We start from the raw sequence: 16298 nt of genomic DNA on the forward strand, positions 1-16298 counted from the left end.
GCAGGCCCCGAAGGCCGACACCAAGCAGGCGTCGCCGCAGTCTGGCGGGGACTCCTCGTCCGCTGGTTCCCCCTCCAAGGACGTCCCCGGCTACGTGACGCCGCTGGTGCGCAAGCTCGCCCGAGAGAAGAACGTGGATCTCGGCTCGCTGACCGGTACCGGTGTGGGCGGACGCATCCGCAAGCAGGACGTGCTCGCGGCGGCGGAGAAGGCCGAGAAGTCGTCGGCTCCCGCCGTCCAGGACACCGGCGCGGACCTGTCCCCCGCCGTGTCCCGCCAGAGCACCGAGTCCGCCGCCGCCCCGGCCGCGGACGCCAAGCGTGGAACCACGGAGAAGGCTCCCCGGATCCGCATGACCATCGCCAAGCGCATGCGCGAGTCCCTGGACGTCTCCGCCCAGCTCACGCAGGTGACCGAGGTGGACATGACCCGCGTGGCCAAGCTGCGTCAGCAGGCCAAGGACCAGTTCCAGAAGCGCGAGGGCGCCAAGCTCACGTTCATGCCCTTGTTCGCCAAGGCCGTGGCCGAGGCCCTGCAGGCTCACCCGGTGCTCAACGCCACGTTCAAAGAAGACTCCAAGGAGATCGTCTACAACGGCTCCGAGGACATCGCGATCGCGGTGGACACCCCCCGCGGGCTGCTGGTGCCGGTCGTGAAGAACGCCGGTGACCTCAACCTGGGAGGTCTGGCCAAGCAGATCGCCGAGCTGGGCGCCTCCGCCAAGGACGGCAGCATCTCCCCGGATGCGCTGACCGGCGGCACGTTCACCATCACGAACATCGGCTCGTTCGGTGCACTGTTCGACACCCCGATCATCAACCAGCCGCAGGTGGGCATCCTGGGGACCGGTTCGATCGTGAAGCGGCCCATGGTGGTCACGGACGCGGAGGGCAACGACACGATCGCCATCCGCCACATGTGCTACCTGTCGCTGACCTACGACCACCGTCTGGTGGACGGCGCGGACGCCGGTCGCTTCCTGAGCACCCTCAAGAAGCGCCTGGAGGCCGGGCAGTTCGAGTCGGAGGTCGGTCTCTGAGCAGCGATCCCCGGAGGGGATCCGCACGGATCCTGACGAGTGGACCAGCGGGGTGACCCGCCCCACGGGCCCGGGATGTGGAGTGCCTCATGCACGCCGCGTCCCGGGCCCGTGGTCGCTTCCGAGGGCCGCTGTCTCGGTTAGACTCGATCCATGACATTTCTGCTGAACCTCCTCCTCTTCCTCCACATCGTGGGCGTCGCTGTGATCGTTGGCACGTGGATCTACACCATGAAGCGCCCCACCGTGACCGCCGGCCAGTTCTGGGCCGCCGTGCTCATGCTCATCACCGGTCTGGGCCTGGTGGGCATCCACGAGATGGACGGGGGCTCGATCAACTACGCCAAGATCACCGTGAAGATCGTGATTCTGCTGGTGGTGCTCGTGGCCGCGTTCATCGGCATGCGCAAGACCCAGCGCAACGAGCCCGTGTCCACGGGCCTCGCGCACGCGGTGGGCGGCATGGCGCTCATCAACGCCGCCGTGGCCGTGTTCTGGTGATCTGAACCGCCTGGTTCGACCTCTGGAACCCCGGCGCCCGCAGTCCTCTGGACCGCGGGAGCCGGGGTTCCTCCATGTCGGGGTCACCGTGACGGCAGCGGGGCCACGTCCGCGAGACGCCATCCCTCCGGCGTCCACACCACGGTCACGCGCACTGCCTGCCGCGCCCGCGCCCCGTCACGTCGGACGTGGGCCTGCGTGGGCACCGCGCCGCCCCAGCCGCGGGTCACGATCTCGGCACGGTAGGTGCGCGTGCGCGCCTCCTCCGCCGGGGTGAGGCGCCCTCCCGGCACCCGCTCCTCCGCCTCCAGGGACTCCACCTCCATGCTGAGCCCGGAGAGGGCGGTCCTGCCGGTCCCCGGAGCAGGCTGCGCCGCGGCGCGACGGATCAGGTCACGGTCCTTGGCCGCGAGCGCCGAATCCGGGACGTACACCGCCGAGACCGCAGCTTCGTCACCGGCCGCCAGTGCCGCCGCCCGGGCGGAGACGAGCTGCGTGACGGCCTCCCGTGCTTCTCGCTCCTTGTCCTGGACCCTCGCACCGGGTGCCTCCGAGTGCGTCGGGCCGCCTTCCCGACCCGTGCGTTCCGCCGGGCCTCCATCGGCACCGTCTCCATCGGCACTCTCTCTCGCGGTTCGCCCGGTTCGTCCCTCCGCCGGCTCGGGCCCGGCTGACCCCGAGGACGTCGGTTGCGCGTCCGGGCCAGCTGACGTCCCCGGAACTGCCCCGGCCGCGCCGGCCGCCTTTCCCGGGTCCGCCGCAGTCACCGGGCCAGGAACCGCCGCAAACGACGCCGCGGCCTCCGGGTCCACACCCGCGCCGTCTGATCCGGTCCACGCGGCGTAACCGCAGGCCAGCAGGGTGGCGAGACTCGCGGCCGCCACCATGGCAAGCACTCTCGGGTGGTTTGCTGCTCGCCCCACCCACCCGGCGCGGGCATCCCCGTCCCCGAGGGCCGAGGCTGCCCCGCCCGCGGTGTCTGCACGACGTTCGAGGCCCCTCACCGAACGACCGGAGCGGATCGTGCCCGTGCGGGTGGTGCTCCTGCGGCGGTCACGTGCCGCACCCGATCCCCGTCTGCGGGGGACGTCCCCTCCCTCCGAGTCGGAGGCGCGGGCTGAGAAACTCCGGCGGGGCCGCACCACGGTGCCGTCCGCACGGATGACTTCCGGGGTCATACGCTCCTGCGGCCTCCGCGCGGGCGCGGACCTGGGCGCGGGAGCGGCGAACCCGGCCGCGAGCTCCCCGGCAGTGGGGCGGACGGACGGGTCGTCGGCGAGGGCGGCCTCCAGCATGAGCACGAGGTGCCGCGGTGCGGAGGGCACCATGAGGGTGAGCGGAACCCGGTGCGAATCCGGCCCCGGCATGCGCCCGGTGAGCGCCCGCCACCCCAGGACACCGAGCGCGTACACGTCATGGGCCCCGGATGCCGGGCCGGCCCCGGTCCCCCCGGTGCGGTCGGGGGCGCCCTCCGGGTCCCCGTCCACCAGCCCCGGCGCCGTCGAGCGGTCCCCGTGGCCCCACGCTGCAGGGAAGCCACGGCGCCCCGGGCGCACGCCGTAGCCGTCCAGCAGCACCTGCCCCTCCGCGGTGACGATCACGTGCTCCGCGCTGAGACCCCCGTGCACCCAGCCGTGCTCGTGGAGGTGGCCGAGCCCACGGGCCGCGGCCGCGAGCACGGGTGCGATCTCCTCCGGTGTGATCCGTCCCGCCTCGCGGGCGCGCTGCGCAAGAGTCGTGCCCCTGACGTGGTCCGTGACGAGCCCCGCGACCCGGCCGTCCTGCTCCAGGGTGGCCCGCACGGACACGAGGTGAGGGTGCGGGTTCTCGGACCACGCCGCCACGAGCTCCGCGAAGTGCGCCTCCAGATCGCGGCGCAGGACCGGGTCCTCCGCGACCGCGAAGGTCACCGTGAACTCCTCCCGGCTGGTGGACTCGTGCGCCCGCCACGTGCGGGTTCCCGCCCCCTCGCTCAGCACGCCCGCAAGTTCCAGTCCCCCGAGCAGGGCTGCTTCGGACACCTCGCCGTCGCCCGCACCAGAGCCCGGGCTGTGGTCGCCCGGCACGACGCCGCCGGACCCGGCTTCCTCGCGCCCGCCCGGGTCTCCCGCCGCGCGCCCACGCACCTGCCCGTACGGATCCCCGCCAGGACTCCCCACCGAGGGCATCTCCGGTGCTGCCCGAGCGGAGACACCGCGGCGCCCGGGTGCGGAAGCGGCGTCGGGGTCCCCGAGTGCCGGGGCGGCGTCGGGGGTGGCGGGTGCCGAAGCGGTGCTGGGCCCCCCGAGTGCCCGGGCGGCGTCGGGATCCTCCAGTGCCCGGGCAGCGTCCGGGGTCCCGGTCACCGGGGCGAAGTCGTTGGCCCCGGGCACCGAGGCAGCCTGGGGGGTCCCGAGTACCGGGGCGGAATCGAAGGTCCTGGGCCCCGGGATGGGGTCCGCGCCCTGTGATCGCCGGGTCACGGAGCGCGCCGCGCGGACCCGGTCCATGGCCGAGGGCCGGGACGCGGCAGGGCGGTCGGCGGCGGTCTGCGGGGACCGCGGCTCGGACGGCGGGAAACCGTGCTCGTGACGTGATCGGTGTGTGTGCATGCCACCACTGTGCCGCGCGGTCTGTGCGCCCGCTCACGTTATCCACAGGGTGGGGGAAGGGATAAGCTGGTCGAATGGCTCTGCACTTCGAACGCATCGGATTCGCCCCGGAGCTGGTGAACTACCGCGAGTGCCTGGACCTCCAGCGGCAGGTCCACCAGGAGGTCGTGGCGGGCACCCGCGGCAACACCGTGCTCATGGTCGAGCACGATCCCGTGTACACCGCCGGGCGCCGGACCGAGAAGCACGAGTACCCGTGGGACGGCACCGAGGTGGTGCCGATCGGCCGCGGCGGCAAGCTCACCTACCACGGCCCGGGCATGCTGGTGGGGTACCCCATCGTGCGTCTTCCCATCCCCCTGGACGTCGTGCGCTTCGTGCGCGTCCTGGAGGAGGTCATCATCGCCGTGGTGCGGGACTTCGGTGTTCCTGCCACCACCGTGGAGGGCCGCTCGGGTGCGTGGGTGCTCGCGGACGAGCGCGGACCGGACCGGAAGATCTCGGCCATCGGCGTGCAGGTGTCCAAGCGCGCCACGCTGCACGGCTTCGCCCTGAACTGCTCCAACGACCTGCGCCCGTTCGGCAAGATCATCCCGTGCGGCATCACTGATGCCGGCGTCACGTCCCTGAGCGAGGAGACCGGGAATCGCATCGACCCGGTGGACGTTGTGGCACGTATGGAGCAGGAGCTCATCGCACGGGAGTCCGATCTGTGCGTCCCGTTCGAACCCGAGTCCCCGGCCCCGCCGCTGCGGCTGGCACCCGCGCCCGGCGCGGCGTCGAGCACCGTGTCCTGAGGGGGCCGGCCCACACCTGTCGAAGCGCTCCCCCGCCGACATCGCGCGGTACGGAGCACCCATCGCCACCAGCGAGGAGTACGCATGACGATCGCACCCGAAGGCCGCAAGCTGCTGCGCGTCGAGGCACGCAACGCCGAGGTGCCCATCGAGAAGAAGCCGTCGTGGATGAAGAACACGGCCAAGATGGGCCCCCAGTTCACCGAGCTGAAGTCCATGGCCCGCGGCCGCGGCCTGCACACGGTGTGCGAGGAGGCCGGCTGCCCCAACATCTACGAGTGCTGGGAGGACCGCGAGGCCACCTTCCTCATCGGTGGTGACACGTGCACGCGCCGCTGCGACTTCTGCGACATCGCCACGGGCAAGCCCGGCATGGTGGACGTGGCCGAGCCCCGCAAGGTCGCGGAGTCCGTCCGGGACCTCGGGCTGCGGTACGCCACGGTGACCTCCGTGGCCCGCGACGACCTCGCGGACGGCGGCGCCTGGCTCAACGCGGAGACCATCCGCGCCATCCACACCATGAACCCCAGCACGGGCGTGGAGATCCTCATCCCGGACTTCAAGGGCCAGCCGGACGCCGTCCAGCAGGTCATCGACGCCCAGCCCGAGGTCTTCGCCCACAACCTGGAGACGGTGCCCCGGATCTTCAAGCAGATCCGCCCCGCCTTCGCGTACGAGCGCTCCCTGGACGTGCTCACGCAGGGCAAGGAGCACGGCATGATCGTGAAGTCCAACCTGATCCTGGGCATGGGCGAGACGGACGACGAGGCCTACGAGGCCCTGTGCGACCTCCACGACGCCGGCTGCGACATCATCACGCTCACGCAGTACCTGCGCCCGGGCCCCACGTTCCACCCCATCGACCGCTGGGTGAAGCCCGAGACATTCGTGGAGCTCTCCAAGGCCGCCGAGGAGATCGGTTTCCTGGGGGTCATGGCCGGGCCCATGGTCCGTTCCAGCTACCGCGCCGGCAAGCTGTGGGCACGGGCCATGAAGAAGATGGGGCGCGAGATCCCGGAGCACCTCTCGCACATCGACGACTCCGGTTCCGCCGCCCAGGAGGCCTCCTCCCTGCTGGCCCGCCTGAGCTGAGCCCGCGGGCAGACGGATCCCGCTCACGGGCCGAGGCCCCGCCCACCCACGGACCGACGACGACGCCGCCCCCGCCCGGGCGGCGTCGTCGTCTCCCGTGCGGCCGACCCCCGCGCCGTGCGACGGCCGCTGCGTCCCGAGCCGGACCCGCCCGGTCAGCGGATAGAATGGCCCCGATCCCCTACCACCAACTGCGAGGAAGCACCGTGTCACCAGCCACGTCCACCAAGGCCAAGGCCGCCGAGCGCGACCGCAAGCGCGAGGAGAAGCGGCAGCGCAAGGCCGCCAAGGGCCCCGGCGTCTTCGCGCAGATGAAGCAGGTCTTCCAGATGACCCGCGAGAACGAGCCGAACATCCTGTGGTGGATGATCCTGCTCGGTCTCGCTGTGCTCCTGGTGTTCCTGCTCATCGGTGTGGCCCTGGGCAACTGGATCACGTGGTTCCTGATCGGCATCCCCTTCGCCGTGCTCGCGGCCGTGATCCTGTTGTCCCGGCGCGCCGAACGCGCCGCGTTCACCCGGATCGAGGGTCAGCCCGGTGCCGCCGGTGCCGCCCTGTCCACGCTCAAGCGCGGCTGGATCGTGGAGGAGGAGCCCGCGGCCATGGACCCCAAGTCCAAGGACCTGCTGTTCCGCGCCGTGGGCCGCCCCGGCGTCGTCTTCATCACCGAGGGCCCCGTGAACCGCGTGGACAAGCTCGTCAAAAAGGAGCGCCGGCGCATCGGCCCGGTGATCACCAACGTCCCGATCCACGTGATCAAGTCCGGCAACGGTGAGGGCCAGGTGCCCCTGAACAAGCTCACCAAGCAGCTGCGCGGGCTGGACAACAAGCTCACCAAGCAGGAGGTCCAGGTGGTCTACCGCCGGATGAACACCCTGCAGAACAAGCTGCCCATCCCCAAGGGCGTGGACCCCACCCGCGCTCGCCCGGACCGGAAGTCCATGCGCGGCCGCTGAGTCAGCGCACTCGCACCAGCACGGTGCCCACGGCGCGGTCGTGCAGCCCGCGGTGGTCCTCGTCCACCACGAGCGGCGGGACCACCAGACAGATCAAGAGGGACCGAACGGCCGCTCTGCCGAAACCGGCGGGGCGGCCGTTCATCGTCTGCACCTGCAGACCCATGATCCAGTGGCCCGGGGAACGCCCGAAGAACCCGACCATCAGCGCGCTCAGCACGAAGAACACCAGCAGGTTCATGAGCCCGGCACCGTTCCACTGCGCGAGGAACAGACCCGCAATGGCCAGCGAGATGAGCCAGTCCAGCACGAGCGCCACCACCCGGGGCGCAAAGCGTGCGACCGAGGCCGGGCCCTCCGGGGGGCGACCGAGCCGACGGCCCGGATAGGGGCTGCCCGAGCCCGGGGCGCCGTCGAGCCACGAGCCCATTTCCTGGCGAGAAATCATGGTTCCAGCCTATCCGCCGCGCCCGGCGACCCCGTGCAGCCTCGCTAGACTGGGACCCGTACTGACCGGTCGGCCGCCCTCCCGGGGCTGTTACACGCGCGAAACACGCGCGTCACGGGTGGGCAACGCCAGGTTCCTACGCTGGACACCAGAACCGAACGGCCGCGGTCCCCGACAGGGTCCGCCGCGGCGTCGATCGGACGCCCACAGACAAGGAGAACAGGTCCATGTTCCAATCAGCCGAAGAAGTTCTGGCATTCCTCAAGGACGAGGAGGTCGTGTTCGTCGACCTCCGCTTCACGGACATGCCCGGGGTGCAGCAGCACTTCAACCTGCCGGCCAAGGCGGTGGACGAGGATTTCTTCACGGACGGCCAGCTCTTCGACGGGTCCTCGATCCGCGGCTTCCAGGGCATCGCCGAGTCCGACATGCAGCTGATCCCCGACCCCCAGTCGGCCTTCGTGGATCCCTTCCGCGTGGAGAAGACCCTGGTGGTCACGTGCTCGATCGTGAACCCCCGCACCGGTGAGCCCTACCACCGCGACCCCCGCGGTGTGGCCGAGCGCGCCGAGGCCTACCTGGCCTCCACGGGCATCGCGGACACCGCCAACTTCGCGTCCGAGGCCGAGTTCTTCGTGTTCGACGACGCCCGCTTCCAGGTCCGCCCGGAGTCCACCTTCTACAAGCTGGACTCCGAGGAGGCCCCGTGGAACAGCGGCCGCAAGGAGGAGGGTGGCAACCTGGCCAACAAGACCGCCCTCAAGGGCGGCTACTTCCCCGTGTCCCCCGTGGACAAGCAGGCGGACCTGCGTGACGCCATGTGCGTGGCCCTGGACGAGGTGGGTCTCGAGGTCGAGCGCTCCCACCACGAGGTGGGCGCCTCCGGCCAGGCGGAGATCAACTACAAATTCTCCACCCTGACCGCCGCGGCCGACGACCTGCTGAAGTTCAAGTACGTCATCAAGAACACCGCGGATGCCTACGGCAAGTCCGTCACCTTCATGCCCAAGCCCGTGTACGACGACAACGGCTCCGGCATGCACTGCCACCAGTCCCTGTGGAAGGGCGGCGAGCCGCTGTTCTACGACGAGAAGGGCTATGCCGGTCTCTCGGACGTGGCCCGCTGGTACATCGGCGGTCTGCTGGAGCACTCCTCCGCCGTGCTGGCGTTCACCAACCCCACGGTCAACTCCTACCGCCGCCTGGTCAAGGGCTACGAGGCCCCCGTGAACATGGTCTACTCGCAGGGCAACCGCTCCGCGGGCATCCGCATCCCCATCACGGGCACCAACCCCAAGGCCAAGCGCCTGGAGTTCCGCGCCCCGGACCCCTCCTGCAACCCGTACCTCGCGTTCGCCGCACAGCTGATGGCGGGCCTGGACGGCATCCGCAACCGGATCGAGCCCGCGGACCCGGTGGACAAGGACCTCTACGAGCTGCCCCCGGAGGAGGCCAAGGACATCAAGAAGGCCCCCACCTCGCTCGAGGAGGCCCTGAAGGCCCTGGAGGAGGACCACGAGTTCCTGCTCGCCGGTGACGTGTTCACCGAGGACCTGATCGAGTCCTGGATCGAGTACAAGCGCGAGTTCGAGCTCAAGCCGCTCTCGCTGGTCCCCCACCCCCTGGAGTTCCAGCTCTACTACGGCGTGTGAGCTGCAGCCACTGACAGACCGGCGGCCCCGTTCCCTGTGGAACGGGGCCGCTGGTCCGTGCACGGGTTCGCGGCACCGGGTCTGGAGCACCCGGGTCTAGAGCACCACGGGTCGCCGCCCCGGTGCCGGCCCGTGGCGGCGGATGCGGCGCGTGGCCGGGTCCAGGGCCCAGAGGTAGATCCCGTAGGTCAGCGCGAGCAGCGCGGCGATCACGCGGGCCGCGATGAGGCTGAGGTCCAGGTAGGGGAAGATGTCCAGCTGGTCCGCCACGGCGTAGACCGAGAAGAACCCCGTGACAAAGAACAGCACGTCCGTCTGCCAGTCGGGGCGGATCCCGGTGATGGCGAACAAGGGGATCAGCCACACCACGTACCAGGCCTGGATGATCGGGGCGAGCAGCACGAAGCCCGCCATGGACCACGCGAGCCGGCGCATGATGGTGGCATCGCGCCCCACGAACATCAGCGCGATCGCCACGCCCGCCGCGACCACCGTGCCCAGGGTGTGCACGGCCTCCATCCACGCGGAGCCGTCGAGGCCCCACGAGTCCCCCACGAGCTGCGCGAAGAGCCCCAGCAGCCCGAAGGGCGCGTACCAGATGTACACCGTGCCCGGGGTGGACACCGCGGAGACCCACCCGAAGCCGAAGCCGCTGACCAGTCCCATGACGGCGAGCAGCACCACGGAGTAGGCCAGCGTGAGGGCCCACACCACGAACTTGCGGGGCCAGCCGGCGTTCCTGCCCGCCCACAGCAGGCCCACGAAGGGCAGGAACACCAGGGTGATGGGTTTGATGGCCACCGAGAGGGTCACGAGGGTGGTGCCGATCAGCCCACCCTTCCAGTTGCGCTGCACGGCCGCCGCGTAGGTTCCCAGCAGGGCGAGCGCGAGCATGATGGCGTCGTTGTGCGCGGCGATCACGAAGTTGGTGAGGAACAGCGGATTGGCCACCGAGAGCCACAGCGCGCGGCGGGGGTTGACCCCGTGCAGCCGGGCCAGGCGCGGGATCACCCACATGCACGCGATCACGGAGACCACGCACAGGGCTCGGAACAGCAGCACCGCCACGTCGGGGTTGCCGCCCGACAGCGTGACCACCAGCTGCTCGATCCACAGGAAGACGGGCCCGTAGGGCGGCGGGGACTCGGCCCACAGCTGGTCCGCGCCGAGCTGAAAGAAGTTGTCGATGGACGAGACCCCGGACTCGTACGGGTTCAGTCCGTTGGCCATGACCCGCCCCTGCCCGATGTACGAGTAGACGTCCCGGCTGAACAGCGGGATGCTCACGAGCATGGGCCCCGCCCACGCGGCGATCGCGATCAACACCCACCGTGCACTCTGCGGGCCCCACGGGTGCAGCTTCTGCCCCAGCCGCAGCCACTGCCGCACCAGGAGCATGGCCCCCAGGGCCAGCAGCACCACGGACACGACGACACCCAGGGTCTCGAACCGCATCCACATGACCAGGAGATTGCGCCGGAGCCCGGACACACTGGCCAGCCACCCGACGCCCAGAGACCCGAGGAACAGCATCACCGAGCCCAGCGTGCCCATGAGCACCGTCCGGCGCAGGGAGGACGACGTCGCCGCGTCCCGTTCCGCTCGCGGCGCACCCGTTCCCGGGGGCCTCGTGGCGTGGCGGTCCGTCGTGGACGTGAGGCGCACGGCGCTCCTCCCGGTCGAGTGCGTGCCGGGCGTGGACGAATGCTCCGGCGGGTGTCTCCTGTGCGGGTGCCCGGCGGAGACGTCGGGGCCGATCCTACCGCGCGGCGTCGGTACCGGGCCCGGGCGGCGTCGTGCCCGACCGGTGGGCGCCGTCGTGGCGGAACCCCGGGGCGGCCTCGCGCCGGGACGCGGGGCGGCATCCGGCCGCGGGCGCGGGAGGGGGCGCGCGGCGCGATAGATTGGACGGCGTGACGACTGGAAACCGGAGAATCGTGTGGATCGACTGCGAGATGACGGGGTTGTCCCTGTCCGATGACGCGTTGATCGAAGTGGCAGCGCTCGTGACCGACGACGAGCTGAACGTGCTCGGCAGCGGCGTGGACGTGGTGATCAAGCCGCCGCAGCAGGCGCTGGAGCAGATGAACGACTTCGTGCGCACCATGCACGAGAAGTCCGGGCTGCTCCCCGAGCTGGAGAAGGGCACGGACATGGCACAGGCCCAGGCCATGGTGCTGGACTACATCCGCGAGTGGGTTCCCGAGGCGGGCAAGGCCCCCCTGGGCGGCAACTCCGTGGGCACCGACAAGACGTTCCTGAGCCGGGACATGCCCGAGCTCGTGGACCACCTGCACTACCGGATCATCGACGTCTCCACGATCAAGGAGCTTGCCCGCCGCTGGTACCCGCGGGCCTACTTCCAGGCACCGGAGAAGACCGGCAACCACCGCGCGCTGGGAGACATCGAGGACTCGATCGACGAGCTGCGCTACTACCGCCACATCCTGTTCCCCGGGGACCCGGGGCCCACGTCCGACGACGCCCGCAGGGTCGCCGCGCTGATCCAGGCCTCCCCCACCCGTTCGGGCCACTGACCCCGCCCGCGCGGCCGGCGGCCCGATGCGGGAATGCGGCCGAACGTGCGCTATAGTGGTCGTCGTTGCCCGGAGGGACGCAAAGCGTTCCGCAACGGGTTTCATGGTGGGCGTAGCTCAGTCGGCAGAGCGCCTGGTTGTGGTCCAGGAGGTCGCGGGTTCAACCCCCGTCGCTCACCCCATCACCCGAAGAACGCGGCATCCGGTGCGGATGCCGCGTTCTTCGTGTCCGGGTCGGTGCCCCTCGGGACCAGCCCTCCCCCGAGACCGGACTCGTGTGCCGCCACGGACCACCGGCCCGGTACGCGGGGCCCGGCTTTATGCACCCCGCTTCCCGGTGCAGTCCCGTGCGGATCCCCTCAGGACAGCACGACGGCGGCCGGCCGCCCCGCGGGGGAAGCGACCGGCCGCCGTTCGCACCAGGCCCTACGGCTTGAGAACCACCTTGAGGCAGCCGTCCTTCTTCTCCTGGAACATCTTGTACGCCTCAGGGGCGTCGTCCAGGGACACGTGGTGGGTCGCCAGGGACTCCAGCCCCAGGACGTCCTCCGGGCGGCTGGCGATCTCCAGCAGCTCGTCCGTCCAGTGACGGACGTGGCACTGGCCCATGCGCATGGTGATGCCCTTGTCGAACATCTCCATCATGGGCATGGGGTCGGCCATCCCGCCGTAGACACCGGAGAGGGACACCGTGCCCGCGCGGCGCACGCTGTGGATCGCGGTGTGCAGGGCGTCCAGGCGGTCGATCCCCACCGTCTCGATGGTCTTTCGACCCAGGGCCTTGGGCAACCGGGCCGCACCCGCGACGATCTTCTCCGCCACCGGGTTGCCGTGGGCCTCCATGCCCACCGCGTCCAGGACGCCGTCCGGACCGCGCCCGTCGGTCATCTCGCGCAGCGTCTCGGAGACGTCGTCCACCTCGCGCAGGTCCACCGTCTCCACCCCCCAGCTCTTGGCCGCGGCCAGGCGCTCGTCCACGAGGTCCACCGCGATGACGCGCTGCACGCCCTGCAGCTTGGCGGAGCGCACCGCCAGCTGGCCCACGGGGCCGAGTCCCAGCACCGCCAGGGTGTCCTGCTCCCCCACGTTCGCGTACTTCACGCCCTGCCACGCGGTGGGCAGGATGTCGCTGAGGTAGAGGAAGCGCTCGTCGTCGAAGTCCTGGGGGAGCTTCACCGGGCCGAAGTCCGCGTGGGGCACCCGGACCATCTCGGCCTGGCCACCGGGCACGGCGCCATAGAGCGAGGAGAACCCGAACAGGGCCGCCCCTGTGCCCATCTCACGCATCTGCGTGGTCTCGCACGCCGCGAAGAGCCCGCGGTCGCACATCCAGCAGTGCCCGCACGCGATCACGAAGGGGACGACCACCCGGTCTCCCGGTTTCAGGGAGGAGACCTCGGAGCCCACTTCCTCCACGACGCCCATGAACTCGTGGCCCAGCACGTCGTTCTTGTGCATGTACGGGCCCAGCACCCCGTAGAGGTGCAGGTCCGAGCCGCAGATGGCCGTGGAGGTCACCCGGACGATCGCGTCCGTGGGGTCCTGCAGCACGGGATCGGGAACGTTCTCAACCCGGACGTCGCCGAGTCCTTGCCATGTCAGTGCACGCATGCCCCCAGTCAATCACCGACGAGGCTCCCCGTCACCACCCCTGCGGGGGCCCGTTGACCGGGGAGCTGTGCGGTGCAGCCGCAGCACCCGCCACAGCACTCCCGCACACAGCACCAGCACGCCCGCGAGCGCGGAGGTCAACGGCAGGGTGGCCACCAGCAGGACGCACAGGGAAGCCCCCAGCACGGACACGGCCCGCGGATACCGGCGGTGCTCACCGGTCTGGGTGAACGCGCTGAGGTTCGCCACGAGGTAGTACAGCAGCACGCCGAAGGACGAGAAGCCGATGACGTCGCGGACGTCCCCCGTCACGACCAGCAGCACGACCACCGCGCCGAGGGCGATCTCCGCCCGGCGCGGCACCCCGTGGTGCGCGTCCAGCACGGCTAGGGGCCGGGGCAGGTCCCCCGTGCGCGCCATCGCCAGGGACGTGCGGGCAATGCCCGTGATCCCCGCCAGCAGGGCACCCAGGGTCGCGGCGGCTGCGCCCAGGCGCACCACCGGGGCCGTCCAGTCCCAGCCGCCGACCGCGGCGAGGTCCGCGAGCGGCGTCGTGGAGGCGGCGAGCGCGTCGGGTCCGAGGACCGCGAGCGACAGCATGGCGAGGACGCCGTAGACCACGAGAGCGCCGCTCAGGGCGATGACGATGGCGCGGGGGATCGTGCGGGCGGGATCGCGGACCTCCTCGCCCATGGTGGCGATCCGCGCGTACCCGGCGAACGCGAAGAAGAGCAGCCCCGCGGCCTGCAGCACCCCGTAGGCACCCGCGGGCGGGGCCGAGGAAAAGGGTGCGACTCCTGCGGAGACTCCGGACTGCACTCCGGCCAGCGCCACGAGCGCCAGGACGGCGAGAACCAGAGCCACCAGGATCTTGGTGGCGCGTGCGGTGCGGCTGACCCCCAGGCAGTTGACGGTCACGAGGGCGACCACGGCCGCCGCGGCGACGAGCCGCTCCCACGGACCGGGGACGGCGTAGGCCGCGAACGTCATGGCCATGGCCGCGCAGCTGGCGGTCTTGCCGGTGATGAAGCACCACCCCGCGAAGAATCCCGGCCAGGGCCCCAGGCGCTCCCGGCCGTAGACGTAGCTCCCGCCCGCCACGGGGTACTGCGCGGCCAGCTGGGCGGAGGACAGCGCGTTGCACAGCGCCACGAGCCCCGCGAGCAGCAGGGCGAGCGGCAACCAGGTGCCGGCCGTCCGGGCCGCGGGCGCGAACACGGCGAAGATGCCCGCGCCGATCATCGACCCGAGGCCGATGGCCACGGCGTCGCCGAGTCCCAGGCGGCGCTGCATGGTGGGCTGAGTGGTCACGGAGTCTCCCTGCGCATCGGGCTCTGTCTCTGGGTCAACGGGGTCCGGACACGGCAGCGGGTGCAGCGACCACGCCGCTGCACCCACTGCTCCACTGCCCTCCGCGGAGGATCAGAAGACCGGCTTGCCGCCGGTCACACCGATCACCGTGCCGGAGACGTAGGAGGCCTCGGCGGGGCTGGCCAGGAACACGAAGGCGCCCGCCATCTCCGACGGCTGGCCTGCCCGGCCCAGCGGGGTGTCGCCGCCGAAGGCCGGCATGGCCTCACCCGCCTTGGTGGCGGGTTGCAGCGGCGTCCAGATGGGCCCGGGGGCCACGGCGTTGACGCGGATGCCCTTCTCCCCCAGCTCACTGGCCAGGTTGACCGTGAAGTTGTTGATCGCGGCCTTGGTGGAGGCGTAGTCGATCAGGTTCTCGGAGGGGTCGTAGGCCTGGATGGAGCTCACGTTGATGATGGACGAGCCCTCCTTGAGGTACGACAGCGCCTGCTGGGACACCCAGAACAGGGCGTACAGGTTGGTCTTGAAGACCCGGTCCATCTCCTCGGTCTTCAGTCCCTGCAGGCCGCCGTCCCGGCGCGCCCACTGGAAGCCCGCGTTGTTGACCAGGATGTCCAGTCCGCCGAGCTGCTCGGCGGCCTGGTCCACGACGCCGCGCGCCTGGGGCTCCTCGCGCAGGTCCGCGGGGAGCAGGACCGCCTTGCGGCCGGCCTTCTCGATCCACTGCTGGGTGTCCTCGGCGTCGGACTGCTCCTCGGGCAGGTAGTTGATGGCCACGCCCGCACCCTCACGGGCGAAGGCGATGGCCACCGCACGGCCGATCCCGGAGTCGCCGCCCGTCACGAGGGCCTTGAGGCCCTCGAGCCGACCGCGGCCCACCCAGTTCTGCTCGCCGTGGTCCGGGAACGGCGTCATGTCCGTGGACAGCCCGGGAGGGGTCTGCTCCTGCTCGGGGAAGCCGCCGTCCTCGCCGGCGAGCTGCTGGGCTTTGTGGTCTGCTGCGAACTTGTCTTCGGTCATGCCCCCATTGTGCCCCGCAGGGCCCCGGGCCGTCACCCACCTGACGGGGTGGCCATCACCGGGACGGGAATGCTCACACGCCGGGAGTGCGCCCCGGCTGGTCGCGGGGGTCCATCCCGTGCTGCACACCCCAGAGCACGGCCTGGCTGCGGCGTTCCACGCCCATCTTGCGGTACGCGGAACGGATGTAGGACTTCACGGAGTTGATGCTCAGGAAGCAGTTGCGCGCAATCTGGTCGTTGGTGAACCCCTGGGTGATGAGCCCCACCACCTCCGCCTCCCGCGCGGAGAGACCCTCGGGGCGGCCCGGCCAGTCCGGCAGGGCGATGTCCTCCCGAACGGGTTCCGGGGACACCACGCGCTGACCCTCGTGCACCCGCACCAGGGCCTCGGCCAGGTCCGCGGCACTGAGCTCCTTGGAGAGGAATCCGTCGATCCCCATGCCCATGGCCTCGGACACCCGGTCCGCACTCACGTTCCACGTGTACATGACCACCTTGCGGAAGCGCGGTTCCGCGATCAGACGGGTCACCTCCGCGGTGCCGCGTTCCGTGGCGGCGAACGCGTCGTAGAGCACGAGGTCCGCACCGCCGTCGGGCAGTCCCTCCGAATTGCGTTCCACGACCCTCAGGCGGGGGTGGTCCTGCAGCATGCGCCCGAGTCCTTCGACGATCACGGGGTAGTCGTTGATGAGGGCGAGCGAGATCTCCGAGCGTGCGTCTGTCACCCGACGAGCATAATAG

Annotated in this window: 14 protein-coding genes and 1 tRNA gene; 8 read left to right on the plus strand and 7 right to left on the minus strand. The window is 70.7% G+C overall.

Going from position 1 to position 16298, the window contains the following annotated elements; all coding sequences use genetic code 11:
- Together sucB and HMPREF2833_RS01615 are read left to right on the plus strand one after the other, a co-directional pair.
- Nucleotides 1-1039: 2-oxoglutarate dehydrogenase, E2 component, dihydrolipoamide succinyltransferase (sucB, locus tag HMPREF2833_RS01610; protein WP_070636453.1), on the plus strand; the 1039-nt coding region annotated here is incomplete at its 5' end.
- Between the two features lie 153 nt (nt 1040-1192).
- Complete coding sequence (locus HMPREF2833_RS01615) at nt 1193-1540, plus strand: hypothetical protein (protein WP_070636455.1); 348 nt, start codon at nt 1193-1195, stop codon at nt 1538-1540.
- 83 nt (nt 1541-1623) lie between these two features.
- On the opposite strand, the gene HMPREF2833_RS01620 is transcribed toward HMPREF2833_RS01615, so the two are convergent.
- The gene (locus tag HMPREF2833_RS01620) at nt 1624-4131 is read right to left on the minus strand and encodes a serine/threonine protein kinase (protein ID WP_141756151.1); all 2508 of its coding nucleotides are present in this window, start codon (nt 4129-4131) and stop codon (nt 1624-1626) included.
- Nucleotides 4132-4205: 74 nt separating this feature from the next.
- On the opposite strand from HMPREF2833_RS01620, the gene lipB reads away from it, so the two are divergent.
- From lipB to HMPREF2833_RS01635, 3 genes are all read left to right on the plus strand, one after another.
- The gene (gene lipB / locus HMPREF2833_RS01625) at nt 4206-4928 is read left to right on the plus strand and encodes a lipoyl(octanoyl) transferase LipB (RefSeq protein ID WP_019310700.1); all 723 of its coding nucleotides are present in this window, start codon (nt 4206-4208) and stop codon (nt 4926-4928) included.
- An 84-nt stretch (nt 4929-5012) separates the two neighbouring features.
- The gene (gene lipA, locus HMPREF2833_RS01630) at nt 5013-6020 is read left to right on the plus strand and encodes a lipoyl synthase (RefSeq protein WP_019310701.1); all 1008 of its coding nucleotides are present in this window, start codon (nt 5013-5015) and stop codon (nt 6018-6020) included.
- 206 nt (nt 6021-6226) lie between these two features.
- Entirely contained in the window at nt 6227-6976 is a 750-nt protein-coding gene (locus HMPREF2833_RS01635) for a DUF4191 domain-containing protein (protein ID WP_039100836.1), read from the plus strand.
- Between the two features lies 1 nt (nt 6977).
- On the opposite strand, the gene HMPREF2833_RS01640 is transcribed toward HMPREF2833_RS01635, so the two are convergent.
- On the minus strand, nt 6978-7424 hold the full coding sequence (locus HMPREF2833_RS01640; RefSeq protein WP_029603444.1) for an RDD family protein: 447 nt from the start codon (nt 7422-7424) through the stop codon (nt 6978-6980).
- 227 nt (nt 7425-7651) lie between these two features.
- On the opposite strand from HMPREF2833_RS01640, the gene glnA reads away from it, so the two are divergent.
- The gene (gene glnA, locus HMPREF2833_RS01645) at nt 7652-9076 is read left to right on the plus strand and encodes a type I glutamate--ammonia ligase (protein WP_070636459.1); all 1425 of its coding nucleotides are present in this window, start codon (nt 7652-7654) and stop codon (nt 9074-9076) included.
- Between the two features lie 96 nt (nt 9077-9172).
- On the opposite strand, the gene mptB is transcribed toward glnA, so the two are convergent.
- Nucleotides 9173-10741, minus strand: coding sequence for a polyprenol phosphomannose-dependent alpha 1,6 mannosyltransferase MptB (mptB, locus tag HMPREF2833_RS01650; RefSeq protein ID WP_083310892.1), 1569 nt, complete (start codon nt 10739-10741; stop codon nt 9173-9175).
- Between the two features lie 248 nt (nt 10742-10989).
- Between mptB and orn the strand changes: the two genes are divergently transcribed.
- Nucleotides 10990-11613, plus strand: coding sequence for an oligoribonuclease (gene orn / locus HMPREF2833_RS01655; protein ID WP_223246194.1), 624 nt, complete (start codon nt 10990-10992; stop codon nt 11611-11613).
- A gap of 106 nt (nt 11614-11719) precedes the next feature.
- Nucleotides 11720-11795, plus strand: a tRNA-His gene (locus HMPREF2833_RS01660).
- Between the two features lie 244 nt (nt 11796-12039).
- On the opposite strand, the gene HMPREF2833_RS01665 is transcribed toward HMPREF2833_RS01660, so the two are convergent.
- The 4 genes from HMPREF2833_RS01665 to HMPREF2833_RS01680 all read right to left on the minus strand — a co-directional run bounded on the left by HMPREF2833_RS01665 (nt 12040) and on the right by HMPREF2833_RS01680 (nt 16282).
- Nucleotides 12040-13224 (minus strand): zinc-dependent alcohol dehydrogenase, encoded by a 1185-nt coding sequence (locus tag HMPREF2833_RS01665; RefSeq protein ID WP_070636461.1) that lies wholly within the window; start codon nt 13222-13224, stop codon nt 12040-12042.
- A gap of 12 nt (nt 13225-13236) precedes the next feature.
- Nucleotides 13237-14535: an APC family permease gene (locus HMPREF2833_RS01670; protein ID WP_180956160.1), complete on the minus strand. Its 1299-nt coding sequence runs from the start codon at nt 14533-14535 to the stop codon at nt 13237-13239.
- Between the two features lie 111 nt (nt 14536-14646).
- Complete coding sequence (locus HMPREF2833_RS01675; protein ID WP_070636463.1) at nt 14647-15555, minus strand: SDR family oxidoreductase; 909 nt, start codon at nt 15553-15555, stop codon at nt 14647-14649.
- A 73-nt stretch (nt 15556-15628) separates the two neighbouring features.
- Nucleotides 15629-16282, minus strand: coding sequence for a response regulator transcription factor (locus tag HMPREF2833_RS01680; RefSeq protein WP_070636467.1), 654 nt, complete (start codon nt 16280-16282; stop codon nt 15629-15631).
- Between the last annotated feature and the right edge of the window lie 16 nt (nt 16283-16298).

The sequence above is a fragment of the Kocuria sp. HMSC066H03 genome, assembly GCF_001812045.1.
In the GTDB taxonomy this organism is placed as follows: domain Bacteria; phylum Actinomycetota; class Actinomycetes; order Actinomycetales; family Micrococcaceae; genus Kocuria; species Kocuria rhizophila.